This is a genomic window from Streptococcus sp. X13SY08, assembly GCF_001182825.2.
In the GTDB taxonomy this organism is placed as follows: Bacteria; Bacillota; Bacilli; order Lactobacillales; family Streptococcaceae; genus Streptococcus.
Genome location: NZ_LFYO02000002.1, coordinates 654,077 through 677,641, shown reverse-complemented (window position 1 = coordinate 677,641; position 23,565 = coordinate 654,077). Strand labels below are relative to the sequence as shown.

The 23,565-nt window shown below is 39.2% G+C and carries 23 protein-coding genes and 3 pseudogenes; 14 read left to right on the top strand and 12 right to left on the bottom strand.

Going from position 1 to position 23,565, the window contains the following annotated elements:
- The first annotated feature begins 76 nt into the window (after positions 1-76).
- From AEX56_RS04055 to AEX56_RS04035, 5 genes are all read left to right on the top strand, one after another.
- A complete protein-coding gene (locus AEX56_RS04055; RefSeq protein WP_049618257.1) occupies positions 77-1,123 on the top strand; it encodes a D-alanine--D-alanine ligase in 1,047 nt (348 codons plus the stop codon).
- Positions 1,124-1,222: 99 nt separating this feature from the next.
- Positions 1,223-2,587: a UDP-N-acetylmuramoyl-tripeptide--D-alanyl-D-alanine ligase gene (locus AEX56_RS04050; protein ID WP_049618256.1), complete on the top strand. Its 1,365-nt coding sequence runs from the start codon at positions 1,223-1,225 to the stop codon at positions 2,585-2,587.
- Between the two features lie 73 nt (positions 2,588-2,660).
- Positions 2,661-3,350, top strand: coding sequence for a YwaF family protein (locus AEX56_RS04045; protein WP_049617987.1), 690 nt, complete (start codon positions 2,661-2,663; stop codon positions 3,348-3,350).
- 180 nt (positions 3,351-3,530) lie between these two features.
- Positions 3,531-5,075 carry a peptide chain release factor 3 gene (locus AEX56_RS04040; protein WP_049617986.1) on the top strand — a complete coding sequence of 515 codons (1,545 nt, stop codon included), beginning with the start codon at positions 3,531-3,533 and terminating at the stop codon, positions 5,073-5,075.
- 459 nt (positions 5,076-5,534) lie between these two features.
- Positions 5,535-6,338, top strand: coding sequence for a diacylglycerol/lipid kinase family protein (locus AEX56_RS04035; RefSeq protein ID WP_053093921.1), 804 nt, complete (start codon positions 5,535-5,537; stop codon positions 6,336-6,338).
- 51 nt (positions 6,339-6,389) lie between these two features.
- Here the strand turns inward: AEX56_RS04035 and AEX56_RS09520 are convergent, their stop codons facing one another.
- Together AEX56_RS09520 and AEX56_RS04025 are read right to left on the bottom strand one after the other, a co-directional pair.
- Positions 6,390-6,692, bottom strand: a complete 303-nt coding sequence (locus AEX56_RS09520; protein WP_443031010.1) for a hypothetical protein — start codon at positions 6,690-6,692, stop codon at positions 6,390-6,392.
- Between the two features lie 53 nt (positions 6,693-6,745).
- Positions 6,746-7,573 carry an aminotransferase-like domain-containing protein gene (locus tag AEX56_RS04025; RefSeq protein WP_053093919.1) on the bottom strand — a complete coding sequence of 276 codons (828 nt, stop codon included), beginning with the start codon at positions 7,571-7,573 and terminating at the stop codon, positions 6,746-6,748.
- Between the two features lie 87 nt (positions 7,574-7,660).
- Between AEX56_RS04025 and AEX56_RS04020 the strand changes: the two genes are divergently transcribed.
- Both AEX56_RS04020 and AEX56_RS04015 read left to right on the top strand, forming a co-directional pair.
- Entirely contained in the window at positions 7,661-8,515 is an 855-nt protein-coding gene (locus AEX56_RS04020; RefSeq protein WP_049617985.1) for a pyridoxamine kinase, read from the top strand.
- Between the two features lie 14 nt (positions 8,516-8,529).
- Positions 8,530-9,002: pseudogene (locus AEX56_RS04015) on the top strand (ECF transporter S component).
- A 151-nt stretch (positions 9,003-9,153) separates the two neighbouring features.
- Here AEX56_RS04015 and AEX56_RS09515 read toward each other — a convergent pair.
- From AEX56_RS09515 to AEX56_RS03990, 6 genes are all read right to left on the bottom strand, one after another.
- The gene (locus AEX56_RS09515; protein WP_131542153.1) at positions 9,154-9,354 is read right to left on the bottom strand and encodes an LPXTG cell wall anchor domain-containing protein; all 201 of its coding nucleotides are present in this window, start codon (positions 9,352-9,354) and stop codon (positions 9,154-9,156) included.
- Positions 9,294-10,796, bottom strand: coding sequence for a hypothetical protein (locus tag AEX56_RS04010; protein WP_049617984.1), 1,503 nt, complete (start codon positions 10,794-10,796; stop codon positions 9,294-9,296). Before AEX56_RS04010 ends, AEX56_RS09515 begins: the two co-directional genes overlap by 61 nt.
- A 66-nt stretch (positions 10,797-10,862) precedes the next feature.
- Complete coding sequence (locus AEX56_RS04005) at positions 10,863-11,162, bottom strand: hypothetical protein (RefSeq protein WP_049617983.1); 300 nt, start codon at positions 11,160-11,162, stop codon at positions 10,863-10,865.
- Positions 11,134-11,442: a hypothetical protein gene (locus AEX56_RS04000; RefSeq protein WP_049617982.1), complete on the bottom strand. Its 309-nt coding sequence runs from the start codon at positions 11,440-11,442 to the stop codon at positions 11,134-11,136. The genes AEX56_RS04005 and AEX56_RS04000 overlap by 29 nt, the downstream gene beginning before the upstream one ends.
- Before the next feature lie 525 nt (positions 11,443-11,967).
- Entirely contained in the window at positions 11,968-12,618 is a 651-nt protein-coding gene (gene trhA, locus AEX56_RS03995) for a PAQR family membrane homeostasis protein TrhA (protein WP_049617981.1), read from the bottom strand.
- Positions 12,602-13,048, bottom strand: a complete 447-nt coding sequence (locus AEX56_RS03990; RefSeq protein WP_049617980.1) for a DUF1836 domain-containing protein — start codon at positions 13,046-13,048, stop codon at positions 12,602-12,604. Before AEX56_RS03990 ends, trhA begins: the two co-directional genes overlap by 17 nt.
- A 102-nt stretch (positions 13,049-13,150) precedes the next feature.
- Here AEX56_RS03990 and yaaA point away from each other — a divergent pair, with 102 nt between their 5' ends.
- The 3 genes and pseudogenes from yaaA to AEX56_RS09230 all read left to right on the top strand — a co-directional run bounded on the left by yaaA (position 13,151) and on the right by AEX56_RS09230 (position 15,558).
- Positions 13,151-13,882, top strand: coding sequence for a peroxide stress protein YaaA (yaaA, locus tag AEX56_RS03985; RefSeq protein ID WP_049617979.1), 732 nt, complete (start codon positions 13,151-13,153; stop codon positions 13,880-13,882).
- Positions 13,883-14,393: 511 nt separating this feature from the next.
- Entirely contained in the window at positions 14,394-14,909 is a 516-nt protein-coding gene (locus AEX56_RS09235; RefSeq protein ID WP_049617978.1) for an IdeS/Mac family cysteine endopeptidase, read from the top strand.
- Positions 14,903-15,558 (top strand): annotated as a pseudogene (locus tag AEX56_RS09230) (IdeS/Mac family cysteine endopeptidase). Before AEX56_RS09235 ends, AEX56_RS09230 begins: the two are co-directional and overlap by 7 nt.
- Positions 15,559-16,096: 538 nt before the next feature.
- Here the strand turns inward: AEX56_RS09230 and AEX56_RS03970 are convergent.
- The 4 genes from AEX56_RS03970 to AEX56_RS03955 form a co-directional block, all read right to left on the bottom strand.
- Positions 16,097-16,798, bottom strand: a complete 702-nt coding sequence (locus AEX56_RS03970; protein WP_049617976.1) for a hypothetical protein — start codon at positions 16,796-16,798, stop codon at positions 16,097-16,099.
- The gene (locus tag AEX56_RS03965; RefSeq protein WP_049617975.1) at positions 16,764-17,141 is read right to left on the bottom strand and encodes a hypothetical protein; all 378 of its coding nucleotides are present in this window, start codon (positions 17,139-17,141) and stop codon (positions 16,764-16,766) included. The genes AEX56_RS03970 and AEX56_RS03965 overlap by 35 nt, the downstream gene beginning before the upstream one ends.
- A gap of 135 nt (positions 17,142-17,276) precedes the next feature.
- On the bottom strand, positions 17,277-17,852 hold the full coding sequence (locus AEX56_RS03960; protein ID WP_049617974.1) for an NADPH-dependent FMN reductase: 576 nt from the start codon (positions 17,850-17,852) through the stop codon (positions 17,277-17,279).
- 83 nt (positions 17,853-17,935) lie between these two features.
- Positions 17,936-18,376 (bottom strand): MarR family winged helix-turn-helix transcriptional regulator, encoded by a 441-nt coding sequence (locus tag AEX56_RS03955; RefSeq protein ID WP_049617973.1) that lies wholly within the window; start codon positions 18,374-18,376, stop codon positions 17,936-17,938.
- A 233-nt stretch (positions 18,377-18,609) separates the two neighbouring features.
- On the opposite strand from AEX56_RS03955, the gene AEX56_RS03950 reads away from it, so the two are divergent.
- From AEX56_RS03950 to AEX56_RS03935, 4 genes and pseudogenes are all read left to right on the top strand, one after another.
- Entirely contained in the window at positions 18,610-19,038 is a 429-nt protein-coding gene (locus AEX56_RS03950) for a cell wall elongation regulator TseB-like domain-containing protein (RefSeq protein WP_236682966.1), read from the top strand.
- Positions 19,035-20,219, top strand: coding sequence for a pyridoxal phosphate-dependent aminotransferase (locus AEX56_RS03945; protein ID WP_049617971.1), 1,185 nt, complete (start codon positions 19,035-19,037; stop codon positions 20,217-20,219). Before AEX56_RS03950 ends, AEX56_RS03945 begins: the two co-directional genes overlap by 4 nt.
- Positions 20,220-20,264: 45 nt before the next feature.
- Positions 20,265-21,611, top strand: a complete 1,347-nt coding sequence (asnS, locus tag AEX56_RS03940) for an asparagine--tRNA ligase (RefSeq protein WP_049617970.1) — start codon at positions 20,265-20,267, stop codon at positions 21,609-21,611.
- 430 nt (positions 21,612-22,041) lie between these two features.
- A pseudogene (locus AEX56_RS03935) lies at positions 22,042-23,235 on the top strand (YSIRK-type signal peptide-containing protein); the annotation flags it as partial.
- Positions 23,236-23,565 lie beyond the last annotated feature (330 nt).

Here is a 23,565-nt window from a genome sequence, read left to right as displayed (position 1 = left end):
TAGCCAAAAATGGACCGAATTGTTATAATGGAGAGTAACCGAGAAATTAGATTTTGAAATGAAAGTAGAGAGAATCATGTCTAAACAAACCTTAGTATTACTCTATGGCGGTCGTTCTGCGGAACGCGAAGTATCTGTATTATCCGCTGAAAGTGTCATGCGTGCTATCAATTATGACAAGTTTTTTGTCAAAACCTATTTCATCACACAAACGGGCGACTTTATCAAGACCCAAGAATTTTCAGAGAAACCATCTGCAGATGAAAAACTCATGACCAATGACACGATTGTGGCTGCACAAGCGATCAAACCAAGTGATATTTATGAAGAACAGGCGGTTGTTTTTCCAGTTCTCCACGGTCCCATGGGTGAAGATGGCTCTATCCAAGGCTTCCTAGAAGTTCTCAAAATGCCATATGTAGGAACCAATATCTTGTCTTCCAGCGTTGCCATGGACAAAATCACCGCTAAGCATGTCTTGGAGTCAGCTGGTGTGCCACAAGTGGCCTATACTGTATATGTTGAAGGTGCTGATTTGGAAAAAGCTATCGCAGATACATTTCAAAAGCTATCCTTCCCTATTTTTGTCAAACCAGCCAACATGGGCTCATCAGTCGGTATCAGTAAAGCAGAAAATGAAGTGGAACTTCGCTCTGCTATTGATTTGGCTCTCAAATATGATAGTCGAATCCTTATTGAACAAGGTGTCTTGGCGCGTGAGATTGAAGTTGGACTCCTTGGAAATGCTGATGTCAAAACGACAGAAGCAGGTGAGGTGGTAAAGGATGTAGCCTTTTATGACTATCAGGCCAAATATATTGACAACAAGATAACCATTGATATTCCAGCGCAGATTGATAAGGCGATTATGGACCAAATGCGTGATTATGCTGCAAGAGCCTTTCGTGCAATCGGTGGATGTGGCTTGTCTCGCTGTGATTTCTTCCTAACGGAAAGTGGAGAGATTTTCCTCAACGAACTTAACACCATGCCGGGGTTTACCCAGTGGTCTATGTATCCTCTTCTTTGGGAAAATATGGGACTTGCTTATCCAGATCTCATCGAAGAATTGGTGCATCTTGCGCAAGAAATGTTTGACAAACGTGAAAGCCATCTGATTTAGTCTTTTCAAAATATGATATAATAAAGGAGCGTGAGCTCCTTTTTGTGAGCCAGTCGGGACAAAGAAAGGATGACGGTAGCAACCGTCAAAATCATAAAAATGAAATTAACTTTACATGAAATAGCAAATGTGGTTGGTGCTAAGAATGATGTGACTATTTTTGAGGATGTAGCTGTTGAAAAGATAGAATTTGATTCGCGTTTGATTGGAGAAGGAGATCTCTTCTTACCCCTTCAAGGTGCGCGTGATGGTCATGATTTTATCGAAGTTGCTTTTGAAAATGGAGCAGTAGCGACTTTCTCAGAAAAAGAAATGTTAGCACATCCTCACCTATTGGTAGACAACTGTTTAACAGCTTTTCAAACTTTGGCGGCCTATTATTTAGAAAAAACAAGAGTCGATGTCATTGCAGTGACTGGATCAAATGGCAAAACGACCACTAAGGATATGATTCACGATATCCTAGCAACGACTTATAAAGCTTACAAAACGCAAGGCAATTACAACAATGAAATTGGGCTACCTCATACAGTCCTCCATATGCCTGATGATACAGAAAAAATTGTCTTGGAAATGGGGCAGGATCACATGGGAGATATCCATCTTCTTTCCGAGATTGCTAAGCCGAAATTGGCCGTTGTGACCTTAATTGGTGAAGCTCATTTGGAATTTTTTGGCAGTCGTGACAAGATTGCTAAAGGCAAACTCCAAATTGCGGACGGGATGACCAGTGGTTCCACTTTAGTAGTGCCTAGTGATCCTATCGTAGATCCCTACTTACCGATGGACCGTCATGTGGTACGTTTTGGAGAAAGAGCAGAGCTGTCTGTGTCAGAGTTATGGGAATACAAGGACCGCTTGATCTTCGAGACCAATTTCCTAAATGGCACGATTGAGCTTCCGGTGACTGGAAAATACAATGCGACAAATGCTATGGTGGCAGCCTATGTAGCCAAGCTTGAAGGCGTATCAGAGGACAATATCCTCTCGGCGCTCCGCCATTTACAACTGACCAAAAATCGAACCGAATGGAAAAAAGCTGGCAATGGTGCAGATATTTTATCAGACGTTTACAATGCCAATCCGACAGCCATGAAACTGATCTTGGAGACTTTTTCTAGTATTCCTGCCAATGATGGTGGCAAAAAAAAGGTCGTTTTGGCGGACATGAAAGAGTTGGGACCAGATTCAGTGGCCCTTCATAATCAGATCATCATGAGTTTAGCACCCGACCTGATTGACACAGTGATTTTTTATGGGCAAGACATAGCAGAGCTAGCACAATTGGCTAGTCAAATGTTCCCTATCGGGCATGTGTATCACTTCCAAAAATCTGACGAGATGGACCAGTTTGACCACATGCTGGAAAAAATCAAAGACATTCTTCAACCCAAGGATCAAATCCTGCTCAAAGGTAGCAATTCTATGAATCTCAGTAAGATTGTCGAAGAGTTAGAAAAATAAGCTTAAAAATCACTAGGAACTTCTAGTGATTTTTTGGTATAATGGAAAACAGCGAAAAAGAAAAGGAATAGTCATGAATCATTTTTTCCAAATTCAGAAAGAGCAAGCCCCGATGTTAACTTTATTTTGGCATGTTAGTTTGCTAGCTGTGATGCTGATTTTAATCGTTTTTTCTTATAAATACTATTCAAATCAAAGATTTGTACGTTTTTTTCAATTTCTTCAGATTCTTCAATTGATTAGTCTCTATTCTTGGTATAGCTGGGGACATTTTCCGTTGGGAGAGAGTTTGCCTCTTTATCATTGTCGTATTTGTATGTTTGCTATGCTATTGTTACCGACTGGAAAAATCAAGCAATATTTAGCCTTGCTAGGGATAGGTGGTGTGACCATGGCTTTGATTTATCCTGTCATGGATGCCTACCAGTTCCCTCATCTTACTATCTTTTCATATGTAATTGGCCACTATGCTTTATTGGTCAATTGCCTGGTCTATTTATTAAAACATTATGATTCAAGTGCTTTAACTCTCAGACAAATTGCTGGTTGGACATTTGGTTTGAATTTATTTTTGATTTTTGCAAATGTTTTGACAAAGGGAAATTATGGCATGCTCATGGATCCGCCCTTGATTAGTGGTCATCTGCTATGGCTGAACTACTTGGTGATCAGTCTTGTTCTGGTGACGGTGATTTGCCTCCTTAATGGATTATTTGGTCAATTATTCGAGCGCACGCGAGAAAATATAACTGTAGAAAAGTGATTGACAAGAAGTATCATTGAAAAAAGGAAGGTTTTTGGGTATAATAAGAGAGTTGCAAAGTGTGCAGCTCTTTTTTGCTGTGCGTTAATAAAGAGGGAATTCCAGTGTAAATAGTCATTAGAAATCAAATAGAAAAACGACAACCTAGCTCTGCTATGAAACAAAGAAAAAGGAACGAATATGTCATTACAAGACGAAATTAAAAAACGCCGAACTTTTGCTATCATCAGTCACCCAGATGCTGGTAAAACAACAATTACAGAACAATTGCTCTATTTTGGGGGTGAAATTCGCGAGGTGGGTACCGTAAAAGGGAAGAAAACTGGTAATTTCGCAAAATCCGACTGGATGGATATTGAGAAGCAACGTGGGATTTCTGTCACCTCATCTGTGATGCAGTTTGACTATGCAGGAAAACGTGTTAATATTCTTGACACACCTGGACATGAGGACTTTTCTGAAGATACTTACCGTACCTTGATGGCGGTGGATGCTGCGGTCATGGTTGTTGACTCTGCCAAAGGTATTGAGGCGCAAACGAAAAAACTTTTTGAAGTTGTCAAACACCGCAATATTCCAGTCTTTACCTTCATCAATAAATTGGATCGTGATGGACGTGAACCCTTGGATTTGTTGGAAGAATTGGAAGAAGTGTTGGGTATTGCTAGCTATCCTATGAACTGGCCAATTGGGATGGGAAAATCTTTTGAAGGTCTTTATGATCTGCACAATAAGCGCTTGGAGCTCTATCGTAGTGAAGAACGTTTTGCTAGTCTGGAAGAGGGGGATCAACTTTTTGGAAACAATCCATTCTATGCACAAGTCTTAGAAGATATCGAACTCTTGCAAGAAGCAGGGAATGAATTTTCACAGGAAGCGATTTTTAATGGAGAATTGACACCCGTCTTCTTCGGTTCAGCCTTAACAAACTTTGGTGTGCAAACCTTCCTAGATACCTTCTTGGAATTTGCGCCAGAACCTCATGGTCATAAGACAGTAGATGGAGAGATCATTGACCCATTAAACAAAGATTTTTCAGGCTTTGTTTTCAAAATTCAAGCCAATATGGATCCTAGACACCGTGACCGCATCGCCTTCGTACGCGTAGTTTCAGGTGAATTTGAACGTGGTATGTCTGTTAATCTACCTCGTACAGGAAAAGGAGCTAAGTTATCCAACGTGACACAGTTTATGGCAGAATCGCGTGAAAATGTGGAGAATGCAGTTGCTGGTGATATTATCGGGGTTTACGATACAGGAACTTACCAAGTTGGTGACACTCTAACGGTAGGTAAAAATAAATTTGAATTTGAACCATTGCCAACCTTTACACCAGAGATTTTCATGAAGGTTTCTGCTAAGAATGTCATGAAGCAAAAATCCTTCCACAAAGGAATTGAACAATTGGTACAAGAAGGAGCTATTCAGCTCTATAAAAATTACCAAACGGGCGAGTATATGCTTGGTGCCGTTGGTCAGCTTCAGTTTGAAGTTTTCAAACACCGCATGGAAGGCGAGTACAATGCCGAGGTAGCGATGACGCCAATGGGTAAAAAGACTGTTCGCTGGATTAAGCCAGAAGACTTAGACGAGCGCATGTCTTCAAGTCGTAACATTCTGGCCAAAGACCGCTTTGATCAGCCTGTCTTCCTCTTTGAAAATGACTTCGCCCTCCGCTGGTTCGCTGATAAATATCCTGATGTGGCGTTAGAAGAGAAGATGTAGAAAAGGTCCGAGGGACCTTTTCTAGTGGCGGATGAGGAAACACGGAGTGTTTCTACCTCTCCGCAAGCTTTGAAAATCAAGTTAAAACAGCGTTAAGTCGCTTCGATGAACTTCAGTTCTATCTTCAGCTCCTTGCCTAGTTTTATTCTTGACTTTCTTTGCCTATTGTCTTACTCACAAGGCTCTCCAAAAAAATCAAGCGATAATTTGTTGACAGCTACTGCGTACAGAATTAGGGTGCTTTTCTAGTGAGGATTAGAAAAAGTTGAATGGCTTTTCTACATCAGTGCACAGTCTACAAATAGATTGTCTCTAGTTGGAGCTGGGAAGACCGCAGGTCAGTCAGTATTCCAATTGGACATTGCAATTATATCTAACAAGTCTGCAAGGCTTGTTTTCTTTTATTTTTAATCTATTTTAATGTGTGCTATACTATTTTTAGAAGAAAGCAGGTGGAATATGAAGGAAGCATTATTAGTTGTGAATCCAAGTGCAAGGGGCGAAAAGGCAAAAGAATTTAAGGAGCAAGCCCTTGCTAAATTGGAGCAATTTTTTGACAAGGTTCAAGTCAAAGAGACTAAAAAGGGTGGCGACGCTCGTGATTTTGCACGCCAAGCTGCTCGGGATGGCCTAGATACCGTCATTGTGATGGGAGGCGATGGGACAGTGAATGAAGGAATTTCAGGTCTAGCAGAGGAAGACTATCGTCCGAACTTTGGTTTTTTCCCATTGGGAACGGTCAACGATCTGGCGCGTACTTTAAAAATCCCTCTTAATCCTGCAGACGCCATTGAGGCATTTGATGTATCAAAAACCAAGCCACTTGATATCGGAAAAATCAACGACCACTATTTCATGAACGTGGTAGCCATCGGTATCATTCCGGAAGCTATCAATGGTGTTTCTGTGGAAGAAAAAACTAAGTTTGGGAAGTTAGCTTACTTTATGTCTGGCTTTAAAAATATGATGCAATCTACTAGCCATGATTTTACACTTACCATTGATGGACAGGAAAAAAACTTAACTTCATCTACTATTTTGGTTGGTTTGACCAATTCTATTGGTTGGTTTGAGACACTCTTACCTGACGCAAAGGTGGATGATGGACTCTTGCACCTCATTTACTTAAAAGATGGTACTATGCTGCAATCTCTCCAAGCACTTCCTAGTCTAGTCAGCGGTGTTTCCGCGTCTAATGATAATGTTGGATGCCTGACCTTCAAGGAAGCCACGATTTCTACAAGATTTTGCCATCTCACCTGACTGTTTATGTATCAGAAAAAGCCTGATTTCAGGCTCTTTTACTCTTTAAATTCATTTTAGTAATGCTTTTAATTGCTGTTCGAGTTGGGCAGTTTCTGCGATTTCAAGATAAAATTTTCCGCCGCCCTCTATCAATTTTTTGATGAAAGGGAGTCGTTTAAGAGTAGGGTGTACTTGCGTGCTAGGCCATTGGAGGATGATATGATCATCCAAGGGAATCGTAACAAATGGTAACTTCAATTTATCTAAGCGCTCTTGTAGCGCTTTTTGTTTGGTCAAAAATTGGCTGCGCAATTGCCCTGTATTGCGAGCAAACATGCCATTGTCAATGTAAAGAGATAGCGCCTTTTGCATGATAAGATTGGTGTCATAGTCAATCAGAGACTTGAAACGCAGAAAATCTGCAACTAAATCATGAGGCAGAACGCATCAGTATCCAAATAATGTAGCGGAACTTGCCTTGTGCTATCAAAATCTGCTAAATAATCATCCTCGATGATATAGACTTGATATTGTTCTGCCAAGCGAACAATTTCTTTTTTTTGCTCTAAAGTATAAGAGGATCCTAATGGATTATGGAGTCGTGGAATGGTGTAAAAGAAGCGGAAATTTCCAGTTGCAAAGTAATTTTCCAGTTTTTTCAAGTCTATTCCTGAGAAATCGCGTTCAATCGTTTCATAGGGTAAATCCTGCTTATCCAAGAGTGCCTGCATACGATCGTAGGTTGGATCTTCAAGGAGAATCTTGGCGTTTTTTTGAGAATGGCAGAGCTGGGTTAGAATATGGAGTGCCTGTTGACTACCAGAGGTGATGACAAGCTGTTCTTTTTTTGCGTAGACATCATAATCCACTAGCAAGTGCTGTAAGGAGACGATTAATTCTTCTAAACCTTCCTGTTGATGGTAGTAGTTGAAGAGGTAATTTTCTCGCCCAACTAAACTTTCATTGAGGCAAGTCCGAAAATCCTGATAAGGAAGAAGAGCAAAATCGTCTGGATTGAGCTGAGCTTCCTGCTCCTGAAAATCCTTATCTTCCAAAATGTAGTAGCCGCTTTTTTCTATAGCATAGATTTTATGGAGGTATTTCAGCTCCAACATGGCTTTTTGAACCGTATCTTTACTACAATGATAGGTCTCACTTAATTTACGGATGGAAGGCAGTTTTTGCCCTCGTTTGAATTGTCCATTATCAATTCCTTTAGTAATGTCTTTTACAATTGTCTGATAAATCGCCATAAGCTGTCCCCGTACAGATATGAATTTCCTCTATTGTACCGCAAAACGATTTCCATTACAATAAAAAGAAAACTGGAAAGGAATCTTATGGCCAAGCGTATCATAGTCGCCAATGATCTTCCTGGTATTGGAAAAGTTGCCTTGGCGGCCAGTCTTCCCATACTGAGTGCCTGCCAGATTGAAACAGCTATTCTGCCCACGGTTCTCCTATCCTCACATACAGGTGGATTTTCTCAGCCTCATATTGTTGATCAGACCGAGCTTATGGCACCGTTTTTAGGACAATGGCAGAGCCTAGAGCTTGAGCTGGATGGTATATTGATTGGCTATTGTCGTAGCAAGAAGCAGCTAACTCAGCTAGAGGATTTTGCCAGAAAAAACCAAGTTCCTATTGTGTTAGATCCTGTAATGGGGAATCATGGGCGTTTGTATTCTGGATTTACCCAAGACTATGTCCTACAAATGCGTCACCTAGCTCAATCAGCGGATGTTCTGATACCCAATTTGACGGAAGCAGCGCTTTTAACAGATCAAGCATATCTGGGGGGCACATACGAAGAGAAAGATGTGGCAAAATTACTTCATGAACTAGCAACATTAGGAGCCAAAAAGATTATTCTAACAGGAATTTCTTTTGAGAAGGATCGGATTGGCCTTGCCTATTTAGATGCTAGAGAGGATCATCAGCAACCACATTACATCATGACTTCTCGGAAAGTAGGACATTTTTTTGGAACAGGAGACATCCTATCAACTTTAATCGCAGTGGCTTTTGTAGAGAATATTGAGTTGCGGGATGCCTTTCCAGTCTTCCTTAGATTTTTAGACCAAGCTCTAGCTTCCACCATAGAAATAGATAGAGACCGAAAATGGGGAGTCTTTTTTGAACCTCATCTTGGTCAACTCGCTCTTGATATTCAAGCCTTAAATGAAAGAAAATAGAAAGAAGAATATTTATGAAAAACAAATCCCTCCGTACACTTGTCGAGACCAGCCTCTTTGCCACTCTGATTTTTATTAGTGTCTATGCTTTGCGGATTCCAGTTGGCGCTCAGTTTATTCACTTTGGAAATGCTCTGGTTGTAGTTGGCGTTTTGCTTTTTGGTTCCAAGCGAGGGGCCCTTGCAGCAGCGATTGGTTTAGGAATGTTTGATTTACTGACAGGCTATGCTTCAGTGGTTTGGATTACCATTTTAGAATCTCTCGTCGTCTGCTTGGTTCTTCAGCAGGAATAATCGCTGCCGTTACTAAAATTATTCTTAATCTTTTCAAGTATACTTTGACAGGTGTGCTGGTGGTTAATCTTGATGTAGCTTCATCATTTGTTGCGGCGATTGCTAAAATTACAGGAACCTTTGGCTCAGCCCTTGTGACCGTCATCTCGGTACCTATTCTCTATCCTATTTTAAAAAATATGATGAAGAAGTAATCTAATATTCTGCGAGAAAGTTATTTTGTTTCTCATGAATCTGTTTTTCGATTATAAGACCATAATAAAATACTCCTGAGTCTAGCGTGTAGATTCAGGAGTATTTTTTATACCATTCTTATCAGTACTATTTTTGTTGTTATTCGTGCGTCTATCCTTTTTCTTTTGCAGAAAAATGTAACCCCACAGCGGTAGCAAACAAGATCATACCGTAGGCACCCATCATATTTGTAGAACTGTTACGATGTTCACCAGTGCTGGGCAAGTGTTTTCCAGTGTTAGCAGATAAGGTTACAGGTTGTGTAGCAGTATCAGCTTTTGTTGACTCAGTAGCATTACGCTTAGGATTGATAGTGAGTTTGTTGTGACATTAGCTTCTAATGATAGTGTCTTTGTTTCAATGGCATGGTCAGTTCCTTGTTCAACCTTGGTAACGACAATAGTTTTATCGGCTGAGGTTGCATTTTTTGCCTCAATCTTTAACGGCTGGACCTCTCTAGAAACAGTTTCTTTAGGTTGTCCATTTTCGACGGTCCAAATACGGGTGATCGTGATTTTATTGACACCATCTTCAGTTGATTCAACGCTGTTTAACCGTTTTTCACCATCTGTGATGGTAACATTTGGTTTGGCTACATGGTACACTTCGTCCAGTGTATAAGTTGTATCATAGGTGCGTTGGATAATACCTTGATTGCCATCAAGAAGCTCCCATTTAGTTTCTATAGTTGGTTTTGCACCTAATAATATCTTATGATTTTGGACAGCAATGGCTTTTTCAACTGAGCGTGGGACTAAAATGTGATCGCGCTTTTGTTCAAATAATTTATTATATAATGCCGCAAAATAACCTTCCATTTTAGCCCAAGGATTGGCTAAACGATCTGCAAACGTTTCACGGATTATTTGATCAACACCATCTTTGTCCATTTCAACGGGAATGACACCATCTTGTCCACTGAGGTGAGCAGTTTGTAAATCTTGTTGCGTTAAACGGATATATTGGGTATAAGGTTTTCCATAAAAACGTTTCATTAAATACTGTGACCAGCCTTCAGCAAAAGCCTCAGCGTTTGGTTGGTTACGATTTTCTGGACTTTGTTGACTGACGTATTCCCATATATTCTGATTTGTTGGGAAATAAGTGGACCATAAATCAATAAACTCTTTGGTACTAGAGAAACCGTAAACATGCTGACTTGGTTGATTTTCAATGGTTTGATTTTTGTTTAAATCTGTTTTTTCTAAAATAGTACCACTGGATGTATCAATAACGTGACCTAATTCGTGGAGCAATGTTGCCAATAAAGATTTCGGGTTTTTATTTGCTTCTTCTCTATCTGAATAAATTAAGTTAATTTGTTGGTTATTAGATACATAACCTAATGTAGATAGATTCATGGTGCCATCATCAACAATCCAATTAACGCTTGTAAACATACGACGGACTTCAGTTGGTAGTTTATCTTTCACTAATTGGTCAACTTCATTTCGAACATCGGCTTTATCTGTTGACCCGACCCAATCTAAGCGAATATAATCGCGTGCGTTATTATAACGACGTGTGATTTGTTCAAAATTGGTTTTAACTTTGTTGTATTCTTGTTGCTTCGCATCATCGAACTTGTTAAGTTTCGTTAGTTCAGTTTTTGCTAATTCTACACGCATCATATCAGCTTTTAAATCTCCATACATAGCGTCAGTGATACGTGTGGAATCATAAAAGCGTTCGTAATCATCTGCAGCTGTATCTTCATTAGATTCTGTTAAGCCACCGTTACCGACGTTTGCCAAATGGAAGTTATGAGCGACGTTATTAATATCTTGAGACGATAATATAAATATATTATCATACAATACTCAATCGTCTGTCATAGAGTATTTTTGACGGAATTCTGTATTTGTAGGATTTAAAGATTCTGATGTTAACTTGATGTTTGCTTGGTCGTTTCTTAATTCACCAACTTGCATAATCTCACGAATGGTCGTTTCTTGTGCAGACATGGTAGCAGCATCTGGTTCTTTTTCTGTAAATAATTTATTTTCAGCTACAATAATTCGATCACTTGGGACTTCGTTGTCATTATTTGTGGTCCAAAAGGAATCATCAGTCCATTTGGATGTTTGATCTTTAGTATGATGATGAAAGCAAGGCATCATCTGTGACAGTTTCAATTTTATAGACGGTTGAAGTAGAAGTTCCTCCATCATGTCCTTCAATAGTCACATCTTGACCATATGGTGTATTCACATCTAATTCATATTCAGTTTTTGCTGGCTCCGTAGTTTGGATCTGTTCATTTGAAGGAGGAGTACCAACTTCTTGTGTAGTAGGGGTTGGATCGACGCGAGTTTCTGTAACGTCACCATTATCAGTTGTGGTTAGTTCAATTTTACCTGGTGTACCTTGTTCTACTGTTTTTTCTTCATCTAAAGGCAATGTTTCTGATGGGATGTATACAATCGGACTTTCGACAGGAATGGAAACGTGACAACATCCAATAGAATGCTGTATGGTGACAAAGTTAGTTTACTGCATTATAAATATAATTTCAAATTTTTAGCATCAAAAATTGTATAAAATTTCATTATGGTTGCTATTCTATAAATTTTTAGATTAATTATTAAATCAGCAAACACAACAATGATAGCGGCTGCAATATAAAAATAGAAAATATAGATATAAATATTTATGCGCAAAAGAATTCAAGAGAAGTATACTGGATAATAGAGGTAATAATGAAATAGCAGGGAATGTTGCTTCTAGTCAAGCGGATATGTTTTGATTGAGGAAAAGGACTGTGAAATTCTGCTTGGAAATAAAAAGGGCTTAGCTCATATCTTTCTGTCAGGATGATAAAAATTGCTTTAACCTATTCTCAAGAGTTTGAACCTCTAGCCACTGAGTACTTTCAAACAAATCATAAAAAAAGAGTTTGGACTAAAAGTAGTTCCAAATTCTTTTTTAATTCATACAAAAGACAATAGCACCATATTGGAGAAGGCTAGCCAAGATGATAAAGAGGTGCCAAATCATGTGGAAATAGGGACGTTTCTGGGCGTAGAAGATAGCACCGATGCTGTAAGAAAGTCCTCCTGCTAACATCAGTAGCCAAAATGCTGAACCTGTTTGTGATACGATAGCAGGAAAGATTATGACAACCAACCAGCCCATGATGAGGTAAAGAGTCAGGCTGAATTTTTCATTCACCTTTTTTGCAAAAATTTTATATAAAATACCAAAGGCGGTCGTTCCCCACTGAATGGTCAAAATGAGGTACCCGAGCCAATTATTCATCAGTGTTAACACTACTGGAGTGTAGCTGCCGGCAATGGCGATATATATCATACTATGGTCAATAATCCGTAAAATATATTTGTGGAGACTGCCATAGGACATGGAATGGTAAATGGTCGACGACAGAAACATGAGAAAAAGACTGACAATAAAGATAGATACGCCGACTGCTTGGATCATCCCCCCATGATTATAGCTATAAATAGCAGAAATAGGTAGTAGAATCAACATAAGGAGCGAGCTGATAGCGTGGGTCACGGCGTTGCCAATTTCCTCTCCAAAAGACAATTGTTTGGAGAATCTAAAGGTTTGATTCATCTTGAACCTCCTCCAATTTTTGCATAGTTTGTAAGGTTTTTTGATAAGAGCGAATGGTCGCACAGGCGTGGGCAATCACGGGATGGACCTCCGATTGACCTTCTTGCAGGCAGGTCATAAAATCATCATAGAGCAAATCCGCCGACCGTTCTTTTGATAGCAGGTCAATCATGGCGCAAATATCTGCAATGGCAAAAACAGCCTTCGCAAGACTGATGACGATGAGGCGCGCCACATGGTGCTGATTGTATTTTTTCTTGATGGGTTTTTCCAGATGACCATGCTTGACATAATTATTAATCATGGAAGGTGTCAGTGGTTTTTCGTTTTTGGAAATAGCAGAGATGGTCTGCTCATTGACGTAGAGCAAAACTTGGTCTAAATATAGATCAAGTTGCGGTAGCTCTACCCATTTTGGCAATTTTTTCATAAGCACCTCTAGTTAATCTAGTTTTAATAACTAGATGATATCATTTTTGAAAAATATTCGCAAGAAAAAAGTGAAAGTCAAAAAATATGCTACAATAAAAGCATGAAAATCTTACTTCCAAATGCTAAAGAATTAAATACTAATTTAGATAATAGTCCCTTTGAACACTTGTCTGTGGCTAGCCAAGCAGTCCTCGATGTTCTCTTAGCCATGTCTGAGAAGGAGTTGGCACATTTCTTCAAAATTAATGTCGATAAGGCACAGCTAGAATGGGATCGTTTCAGACGAATAGTAGCCCAACAAGCTAAATCCTACCCAGCTTGGCAGCTCTATGATGGTCTCATGTACCGCTATATGAAGCGGACAGATTTGACGAATGAGGAAATCAACTATCTCCGCCAGCATGCCTTTATCACAACTGGACTTTATGGTCTTATCAATGTCTTTGATTTGATTTCGCCTCATCGCTTGGATTTTCAAGGCAGTTTAAAAATTGGCAAAACTTCTCTCAAACAATATTGGCGCAGCCAGTATGATGAGATCGTTGCAGATGATGACCTTATTTTATCGCTTTTATCTTCCGAATTCGAAGGCGTCTTCTCGCCAGTCATTCAAGAGCGTATGGTCAAGTTAGTTTTTATGGAAAATCGTGTTGGAAGTCTCAAAGTTCATTCTACTATTTCCAAAAAGGGGCGCGGGCGCTTTTTGTCGTACATGGCGGAGCAACAAATTCAGAGAATTGAGGATATCAAACAATTTAATGCTGATGGATTTTCTTATCGAGAAGATTTGTCAGAGGATAGGAAAATTGTCTTTGTAAGAAATGTTGACTAAAAAGAGAGTGGGATGAAAATTGGTAAATCATTGTAAAATGATGGTTTACCAATTTTGTCTCCACTTTTTATTTTTAGATAATACATTTAAAAGTTCTATCTCTAGATTTCTTTATTCCCATCTCTGCACACTTGATTAGGGGAATTGCTATCCCTTTGGGTGGAAGGAATAAGAACTTCCCATCAGCCATTGCATAGAACAACTATTACTCAAAAAATGAACCGAGGCTGGGATTTTATCCCAGCCTATTTGACTCTATTTTTACATTCATTTCTCCAATTTATTGTTGTAATTTTAGTAAATTGGAGGTGGAGTTAGCTACTGAAACAGGATATCAAGTTACTTGACAGTGACGTTTAAGCGGATGATAAAAAACAAAGACGTTGATATATCAAAGTTTTTAACTTATTTTTGTATCTTGACAAATCTTCTAATCTATTTTACAATCCAAAATTGTATTATATATATAACACAGAAATACAAATGCAACAACAAGGAGGTTATTTGTTTAATGAAGCAAATAAAAATTTGTCGTTATTCGACATTTGCAGTAGCAGTATTGGCTAGTGTTAGCTTATCAGTAGGAGTATCAGTGTCGGCAGTTGAACCTGCGGAATCTTCTATTTCTAATTCAGTCGCGGTAAGTCAAACAGAGAGCAAGCAGATTCCAACGGTTGACTCATCTTCACAGTTTTCAAAACAAGAGAACACGTCAGCTATTGGAGAAACAACCACTGTGTACAATGTTAAGGGGGTTCAAGAAACTGTCTGGGCTGAGGATGTAAAAGCACCGGCGATATCTGAATTCACAGAAGATACAGAAGACAAAGGTATTTACCGTACAGAATACAAAGAAAATCAAGGCTGGTACGATATTACTAAGGACCAAAACAATGGAATAGATCGTTTGCTTTGTGGTCCTGCAACGGCAGGAAATATGCTTCACTGGTGGTTTGACCAAAACAAAGAAGAGATTGCGCAATTTATAAAAGAGAAACCAAACCAAACCAAACAAAATTGGTGGTAAATGGGGAAACTGCTTTTGATTTACAGGAAGCTATCAACACAAAAAATTCTCAAACGGATAGTGCATTATTTAAATATTTCCGTGAGAAAGTTTTCAAAGATCTTTCGAGCAAAGGTCATGGAATCATGTCGGATATTGCCTTAGATTTATTCATCAATGGTTACCGTATTAATTACGAAAAAGGACAGTATCAAAACCCAACTGATACGACTACAGACAAAGGAAAAGCAATGGCAGGTGCTTTCTTCCAAGATATTTTTAAACGTGGAAGCGAAGCAACACATTTGACGAAGCGCTATGATTTGAAAAATATGGATATTGTCCAATTTGGAGAATTAATCAAACAGGAGTTGAAGTCAGGAAAAGCGTTAGGTTTATCTCATACTTATAACAACAACCATATCAGTCATGTAATCAATGTTTGGGGAGCTGATTTGATAAGTCAGGAAAAATCACTGCCATCTACGTAACAGATTCTGATGCCAATACCAACGTAGGCATGCGTCGTTACCTTGTAGCAGATATTGGACAAGGGGGAAGTGTTTCTGGAAAAGCCATTACAGTTGACAATAAAGGTGCCCAAGTAATCAATCTCTTCACGTTGTCAAGTGGAAAAGAGCAATGGACGAAATATTTCGCTGGAAAGTAATGTATTGAAAGAGTGAAGACTCAAAAAGGGGGGCGATCAGACGCGAATTTAGAAAACAGTAAAATGTTCATCTAGGAACGCTAAGTCAAACTTCACCCGCACGGCAATTTCAGATATTGAGAAACGAGACTTCGTTAAAAAATATCCGCCGTATCACAATCTTCTGTGAAACCGAAAGCAATCATCAGCCCTGTTCAACCACAATATTCAAGGGCAGTAGCAACAGCAAAACCTTCTATTTGGGAACCATCTGACAGTTGGTATGGACGGAAGGTTAGGTTTAACAGTGGATAAAATAGAAATAAGATTTTTGCGGAAAACATCAATCTGCAAAACCAATCCAATAAGAAAGTCATCTTTTGCTTATGTTAAGGCGATGGATGACTTTTTTTATTCTTTTTAACTTTAAAATAAACAGAGACTCGTCTCAAAGGAGCAACCTAACACAAGCTTTAGATAAAAAAGCCAGCCCCCTTTAGGACTGACTAGTGATACGTGACTCATTTAGCTGATAAGAGAACGTTTAGTCTGATATTCTTTATTTGATGGAAGAGATAATCGCTTCCATAGTTGGTCGCAAAGGTTCAACTTCAGACGGTAAAGTTCCGAAAAATAAAGTAATCAATTGTTCATTGATATGAACAATGTAGACATTGATAGCTGTATTCCAAGTTGGGTCGCTGGAGTCGATATATTCAATCAAGTAGGCTTGGTGCTGACCGACAGTAACGGGAGTAAGTTGGGGATTTTCAGAAACGTTGGCAGCATATTCTTGAGCATAAACTGCTAAATCAACGGTATAGCCCGTGGTGGATTGACTAAATACTCCAAAATTGACTTGCTTGTCTATCGACGAATAGTAAGCACTGTTAGGATCTTGGTTGGCATCTTTATTATATTTCCAAATACTCAGAATGGAGGCAGTCAAATGGTTGTTTGGTATAGGAATAGTTTGGTCCAAAACAGCTGCTTTACTTTCAACAGATAGATTCTTCCAGTCTTTTATAGCCGCTTCAAGATATTTTTTTGTTGCCGCTTGATTTTCTTTGGGACTTTGAAAGTTAATTAAGTGATAAGAGTCTCCCTCTTCGTAATAGGAGATATAGACGATATTTTTTATTCCAAATTCAGTAATCGTCTTTTCAATAAGATAGCCTGTTTTTCCTTCAATTGTCGCTTCCTTTGGGATGGCATTTTTTAATTGCTCATTTGTTTGTGAGTTTTTTAAATCGTAAGTCACGAATTCTGCCAAGCTGAGTTGGATGTCGTTTTTTGAAAATTGATGGGCAAAAAAAATAGGCATCTTTCAAAGGGGATTCAAGAGCAATACTATTTTTGGGAGAAGTAACAATTTTTTCAGGATTGTTTTGTTGAGACCAACCTTTTGGGGCTTGAACTGAAAAACGACCGGAATCTGCTACAAATTGCTCTGTACGAATTTCTTGATGATTATTCACAGCATTCAGAGAAGAAGTGATTTCTGGTTTTTCAGATTTGGTGGACTTAGAATCAGTCGACGAACAAGCGGTAAGTGCTAGTAAGCTTAATCCGAGTCCAGCAAGGTAATAGATGTTCTTTTTCATAGACGTTCCTCCTCCATCATCATAGCACAAGACAAAGTGCTTTTCAAGATACAAAAAACCTGATTTAATCAGGTTTTTTGTCGTATGGGATGTCTATTAGTTAGATTTTATTCATTAGACACTATCAATTGTATTTTACCAGCTAGCTTCAGTAGCAACTGGACCTTTTTCAATAGCTGCAAGAAGAGCATCTGCTTGTTTTTCAAGATTTGCAACAACTTCTTCAGTAGGAATGAATTGTCCGTCCATCCAAGCTGAATCGTTGACTTTTGTCATTGTCACTTCATTAATAAATTGTGTACGGATAAATGGAAGAAGGGCGCGATATTGAGCGGCAGCTTGTTCGTGACCACCATTTGCTAAGATAGAGACTGTAGAAAATTTATCGTGAAGAATTGACGGATTATGTGGATCTGACAAATCAAGTGCACGACTCAACCAGTCAAGAGCATTTTTCACGACGCCTGGGATAGCAAAGTTGTAAGTTGGTGAGAAAATCCAGATGGCATCTGCTTCACTAACCAGTTGGCGAGCAGCAGCGATTTCTGGCAACACTGGTGTTTCCAAATCTTGGTTAAACAATGGGAATGTGCTAAGATCAAGGCAAGAAACTTCTGCTTTCCCCTCGAGCGCTTTTTCACCAGCTTTGGCAAATTGTTGTACGAAAGAACCTTTGCGCAGTGAACCAACTAAAAACAATACTTTTGTCATATCTGACTCCTTAAAATAAAAATATTTTTTAAACAATAGTAGTAGCCTACCAAAAATATCGCTAATTAGCAATAGTCTTTGACTTAATTTTTAAATTTTTTCAAAATAGTTGCTAATTGTTCCTGCTCTTCATCAGTTAAAACAGAAAAAATAGAACCGATATTATCGTAATGCTCCGGCAAAATAGCGGCAATCAGTTCTCGACCTTCGGGAGTTAAACTCACACGGAAGGCACGTTTGTCTGACGGATCAGGAACTTTATTGATATAGCCATCGCGAATCATATTTTTTATCACGACGGTCATATTGCCAGAAGTGCTCAAGAGTTTTTCAATTAAATCTTGAATCCGCAAATCTCCCTTGTTGTAGAGTGCCTCCAATACTCCAAATTGAGCAAAGGTAAGATTGTTTTTGGTGATTGTTTCTGCCTCTTGCTTGCGAATGACACCGGCAGCACGGCGGAGTACAACTAGGCTGTGCAATGCTGTTTTGTGTTGTTCTAATGATTGTTCAATTTTATCCATACTACCATTTTAGCGCTAAATCGTGATTTTTTCAATCATAATTATATGGAATTGTGAAAAAATATCGATCTAATTTCAATTGAAAGTATTTTGGGAGAAAAAATTAAAAACCTCTCCGAGAAAGAATAGTAATTCAAGTGAAGTTATAGTATAATATTCTTGATATGAAAAATTCTAGAAGAAGAGAAAATCAATCTGGCTTTCCTATTTGGAAGCAGATGTTTATTGGTTGTTTGATCATACTTATTGTCGTTTTGTTTTCATTCTTCTTTATTTTAGAAGAGACAGCAAAGCCGTTTCAAGAGGCTGAAAATGTGGCTGTGACGATCGCCAAGCAATATGTAGATTTGAATGACATTATTCAGGTAGAGATTTATAATGGCAGTCAGACTTATTACAGTGTGATAGGGCGCAACCAAGACGGTCAAGAATTATTGGTTTTAGTGCCTCAGCAATCATCAGATATCTATGTTTATGATATGGCAAATGGGATTTCTAAGGAAAAAGCAGAGCAAATAGCGAAAGAAAATGGTGCTGACCAAGTTGAAAAATCCACGTTGGGATATGAGAAGAATCGTGCGATTTGGGAAGTCAAGGCTGGAAGAACTTATTATCTGATTGATTTTGAAACAAGTCAGTTGCTCGAAAAGGAGGGAATATGACAAGATTATCCAACCGTGTTCTTGAAACGGAAGAGAGCATAACCTTGGCAACAAGCCAGCGCGCGCGTGACTTGCAGGCGGCAGGAAAAGACATTATTATGTTGACGCTTGGAGAGCCTGATTTTGTGACGCCAAAGCACATTCAGGATGCAGCAATTGCTTCTATTAAAGATGGCAGTGCTAGTTTTTACACTGCTGCTAATGGCTTACCAGCATTGAAGTCTGCTATAGGAAACTATATGGAAAATTTCTATGGCTATAAGGTTGCTCCTAATCAAATCATGGCAGCAACGGGTGCTAAGTTTGTCCTGTATGCCTTTTTTATGTCTATTCTGAATGAAGGAGATGAAGTCATTATTCCGACGCCTTATTGGGTGTCTTATGCAGACCAAATCCAGATGGCACAAGGGAAATCGATCTTTGTCGAGACAAAGGAAGAGCATGATTTTAAAGTTACAGTAGACCAATTGAAAGCTGCTTGGACGCCGAAAGTAAAAGTCCTCTTGATTAATTCACCCTCCAACCCAACTGGTATGATTTATAGTCGAGAAGAATTAGAAGCTATTAGCAACTGGGCAGTTGAAAAAGATATTTTGATATTAGCAGATGATATCTATGGTCGCTTGGTTTACAACGGCGCGACCTTCACCCCGATTTCGACCATTTCTGAAGCCATTCGTGCACAGACCATCGTGGTCAATGGGGTTGCCAAATCCTATGCCATGACAGGCTGGCGCGTGGGCTTTGCAGTGGGAAATCCTGACATTATCGCTGCTATGTCAAAAATCGTCAGCCAAACCACGTCCAACTTGACGACGGTTGCCCAGTATGCAGCCATTGAAGCCTTTACAGGTACACAAGAGCCAATTGAAGACATGCGCCAAGCCTTCGAGGAACGCCTCAATACCATCTATCCTCTGTTAGCAGATATTCCAGGGTTTAAAGTGACGAAGCCACAGGGAGCCTTTTACTTATTCCCGAATGTTAAAAAGGCAATGGAAATGAAGGGATTCACGGATGTGACCGCCTTTACAGAAGCTATTCTAGAAGAAGCAGGTGTTGCTTTGGTAACAGGTGCTGGCTTCGGTGCTCCTGAAAATGTTCGTCTTAGCTATGCGACAGATCTTGACACGCTAAAAGAAGCTATCAAACGTATCAAAGAATACATGGAAAGAGCTTAAGATTAGTTCTGCTATTGACCAAAAAATAAAAAGAAAAGAGAAATCATGACTAGAAAATTAGTAACAATCAGTGCAGTGCCTGAACATGTCGGGCAAGAAGTAACCATCGGTGCTTGGGTTGCCAACAAATCTGGTAAAGGTAAAGTTGCCTTTCTACAACTCCGTGACGGCTCTGCCTTTTTCCAAGCAGTTGCTTTCAAGCCAAACTTTATTGAAAAATTCGGTGATGAAGAAGGGGCCGCTAAATTTGATATCATCAAACGTCTTAGCCAAGAAACTTCTGTCTACGTGACAGGTGTGGTGAAAGAGGATGAACGTTCCAAATTCGGTTATGAACTGGATGTGACGGACCTTGAAGTCATTGGCGAGTCAGTGGATTATCCCATCACTCCAAAAGAGCACGGGACGGACTTTCTCATGGATCATCGTCATTTGTGGCTCCGTTCTCGCCGTCAAAATGCCATCATGCAGATCCGTAACGCGATCTTGATGGCTTCGACAGAATTCTTTGATAAAAATGGTTTTATCAAGTTTGATAGCCCAATCTTGTCAGGAAATGCTGCTGAAAATACGACGGAGCTCTTTGAGACAGACTACTTTGGCAGCCCAGCTTTCTTGAGTCAATCAGGTCAGCTTTACCTTGAAGCTGGGGCTATGGCTCTTGGTCGTGTCTATGACTTTGGTCCTGTTTTCCGTGCCGAAAAATCAAAAACGCGTCGTCACTTGACAGAGTTTTGGATGATGGATGCCGAGTATCCCTTCCTATCACACGATGAATCGCTTGATTTGCAAGAGGCTTATGTAAAAGCTCTCATCCAAGGTGTTTTGGACCGTGCGCCACAAGCCCTTGAAACGCTTGAGCGCGATGTAGAGGCATTGAAACGCTATGTGGCTGAGCCTTTTAAACGTGTTTCTTATGATGATGCTATCTCACTTCTGCAGGAACATGAAGCAGATCAAGATACCGATTATGAACATGTGGAACATGGTGATGACTTTGGCTCACCACATGAAACATGGATTTCAAATTGTTTTGGCGTGCCAACCTTTGTGGTCAACTATCCAGCAAGTTTCAAAGCATTCTACATGAAGCCTGTTCCTGGTAATCCTGAGCGCGTACTTTGTGCGGATCTTTTGGCACCAGAAGGATACGGTGAAATCATTGGTGGCTCTGAACGTGAGACAGACTATGATAAACTCACGGCTAAGATTGAAGAAGAAGGTTTGAATCCAGCAGATTACGATTTCTATCTTGACCTTCGTAAATACGGTTCAGTACCTCACTGTGGATTTGGACTTGGTTTGGAACGGATGGTGACCTTCGTAGCGGGAACCAAGCATATCCGCGAAGCCATTCCATTCCCACGTATGTTGCACCGCATTAAACCTTAAAACAAGAAAAACAGCATCGGATAATTTCCGTGCTGTTTTTCTTTTGTGGTCTTAAGATATTTGCATTTTCCTACCCTAAAAGGAGAAATAATATTGACGTGCACGGTTTAACTGTTACAGCGGAAAAAATAAGTTTTTGTAAGATTGTTTTGCTAATAAAACTTATAAAAAATAGCATTTATTTTTATATCTAATAAGAAAAAAGACAATGAGGATATTGTTGAGGGAAAGAATAATTTTAACCTCTGTATTATTGTATGTATGAAATAGTACGTTGATTTTAATAAAAAAGTGTGATTAAATAATACTCGATACTCCCTTTGGATATTGAAAAAGAATATGAACAACATCACTATTAGGAAAAGAATTCGGAATGATGAAATCAGTTTCGCGTTCTTTTGTGTGTCTTGATAGTGATAAGGAGGTATATATGGAAAAGAAACAGCGATTTTCGCTGAGAAAATATAAGACGGGCATAGCTTCTGTGTTACTTGGGAGTGTCTTTTTAGTTGGTGCACCTACAATTGCAGCACAAGAAAACGCCGAAGTCACTACTGATCCTGTGGAAGTAGTAGAATTAACAAAACTCATGCCAAATGGTTATTATCTAGAAGGGTTTGTTCGTTTTGAAAACGCAAATCAAAGTGATAAAGATCAAGTGCATATTCCATTTGTTGGTTTTAGAGGAGAATTTGAAAACTTAGCAGTTATTGAAGAGGACATCTATCGCTTAAAAGAAAAGCAACAAAAAGGTTTCTACTTTGAAGAATCGGATGTCAAAGATGAGATTTACATCGGAAAACATTTTACTGGACTGGTAATGATCGGATCAGATGTCAATGTGTCAGCAGGCAATTCATTTGATAATGGGCTTCATACGCTTGGAACTTTCCGAAACAAAGATGGTAAATTTATTCTTGAGAAAGATGCTTCAGGAAAAGTAGTACTAGCTATTTCACCAAACGGAGACAACAATCAGGATTTTGTGGCTTTTAAAGCCGTCTTTTTAAGAAAATATCGTGGTCTGAAATCCAGTGTCTATGCTGCAGATGATAAAACATTGAGCCTTCCCTTGTGGGAAAGTGCTGACGCTCAAAACGGAGATAAAAACTTCAACAGTGATGTTCGTTTCCCTAAATCAACAACCTTACTAGAGTTGGAATTTAATGGGAAAGATACTTCGGGAGCGGACTTGCCAGATGGTCGTTACCAATATGTCCTTTCTTACTATTCAGATGTGGTTGGTGGCAAGCAACAAAAAATGATTTTTGATATCGTTGTTGACCGTGAAAAACCAATACTGACAAGCGCAAGTTATGATCCAAAGACCAAGAAATTCAAAGCAGCTGAAGTGCGTGACAAAGGACAAGCGGGTATCTTGCGAGATAGTGTCTTTTATTTGACTAAAAAAGATGGGAAAAACTATACTGTCTCTATCAATGATGCTTATAAATATGTTACAGTTGGGGACAACAAGCAATTTGTTGAACGAGAAAAAGGTGGTTCCTACCTTTTACCTTTGGATAAAGCTAGTCTAGAAGATTTCTATTACATGGTAGAAGATTTTGCTGGAAATATTGCTATTGCTAAAATCAGTCAGCATATGCCAACGTCTCGAGGTCAAGAAACGGTGACATTTGAATTGACAGATGGTGGCTACCAGCATAAGGTAACATTAGTAGATCATCTTGAAATGACATATCAAGATACAGGTTTAGTGACTAATTAATCAACTATTTTAATCAGTGGCCGTAATACTCCACGCAGTGTACTGGCAAAACTTGGTAAAGATGTCAAGATTTCGCCTAACGAAGATGGAAATAAAGATTTTGTTGGTTTCAAAGGTTTGCCAAACAAGACTTATCGAAACTTAAAGGTAGAAGTATTTGCTCAAGAAAACCACTTGATGAAAGATCCTACATGGTCCAGTCAAAAAGGAGCGACAGTTTCACGA

What these genes read in the sequence shown, in the direction of transcription:
- AEX56_RS09235 (WP_049617978.1), top strand. Translation starts at nt 14,394, where the DNA reads ATGAAGCAAATAAAAATTTGTCGTTATTCGACATTTGCAGTAGCAGTA.
- AEX56_RS04020 (WP_049617985.1), top strand. Translation starts at nt 7,661, where the DNA reads ATGGCCAAGCGTATCATAGTCGCCAATGATCTTCCTGGTATTGGAAAA.
- AEX56_RS04035 (WP_053093921.1), top strand. Translation starts at nt 5,535, where the DNA reads ATGAAGGAAGCATTATTAGTTGTGAATCCAAGTGCAAGGGGCGAAAAG.
- asnS (WP_049617970.1), top strand. Translation starts at nt 20,265, where the DNA reads ATGACTAGAAAATTAGTAACAATCAGTGCAGTGCCTGAACATGTCGGG.
- AEX56_RS04040 (WP_049617986.1), top strand. Translation starts at nt 3,531, where the DNA reads ATGTCATTACAAGACGAAATTAAAAAACGCCGAACTTTTGCTATCATC.
- AEX56_RS03955 (WP_049617973.1), bottom strand. Translation starts at nt 18,376, where the DNA reads ATGGATAAAATTGAACAATCATTAGAACAACACAAAACAGCATTGCAC.
- yaaA (WP_049617979.1), top strand. Translation starts at nt 13,151, where the DNA reads ATGAAAATCTTACTTCCAAATGCTAAAGAATTAAATACTAATTTAGAT.
- AEX56_RS03965 (WP_049617975.1), bottom strand. Translation starts at nt 17,141, where the DNA reads ATGAAAAAGAACATCTATTACCTTGCTGGACTCGGATTAAGCTTACTA.
- AEX56_RS09520 (WP_443031010.1), bottom strand. Translation starts at nt 6,692, where the DNA reads ATGCAAAAGGCGCTATCTCTTTACATTGACAATGGCATGTTTGCTCGC.
- AEX56_RS04025 (WP_053093919.1), bottom strand. Translation starts at nt 7,573, where the DNA reads ATGGCGATTTATCAGACAATTGTAAAAGACATTACTAAAGGAATTGAT.
- AEX56_RS03960 (WP_049617974.1), bottom strand. Translation starts at nt 17,852, where the DNA reads ATGACAAAAGTATTGTTTTTAGTTGGTTCACTGCGCAAAGGTTCTTTC.
- AEX56_RS04005 (WP_049617983.1), bottom strand. Translation starts at nt 11,162, where the DNA reads ATGATGCCTTGCTTTCATCATCATACTAAAGATCAAACATCCAAATGG.
- AEX56_RS03990 (WP_049617980.1), bottom strand. Translation starts at nt 13,048, where the DNA reads ATGAAAAAATTGCCAAAATGGGTAGAGCTACCGCAACTTGATCTATAT.
- AEX56_RS04050 (WP_049618256.1), top strand. Translation starts at nt 1,223, where the DNA reads ATGAAATTAACTTTACATGAAATAGCAAATGTGGTTGGTGCTAAGAAT.
- AEX56_RS04055 (WP_049618257.1), top strand. Translation starts at nt 77, where the DNA reads ATGTCTAAACAAACCTTAGTATTACTCTATGGCGGTCGTTCTGCGGAA.
- AEX56_RS03945 (WP_049617971.1), top strand. Translation starts at nt 19,035, where the DNA reads ATGACAAGATTATCCAACCGTGTTCTTGAAACGGAAGAGAGCATAACC.
- trhA (WP_049617981.1), bottom strand. Translation starts at nt 12,618, where the DNA reads ATGAATCAAACCTTTAGATTCTCCAAACAATTGTCTTTTGGAGAGGAA.
- AEX56_RS04045 (WP_049617987.1), top strand. Translation starts at nt 2,661, where the DNA reads ATGAATCATTTTTTCCAAATTCAGAAAGAGCAAGCCCCGATGTTAACT.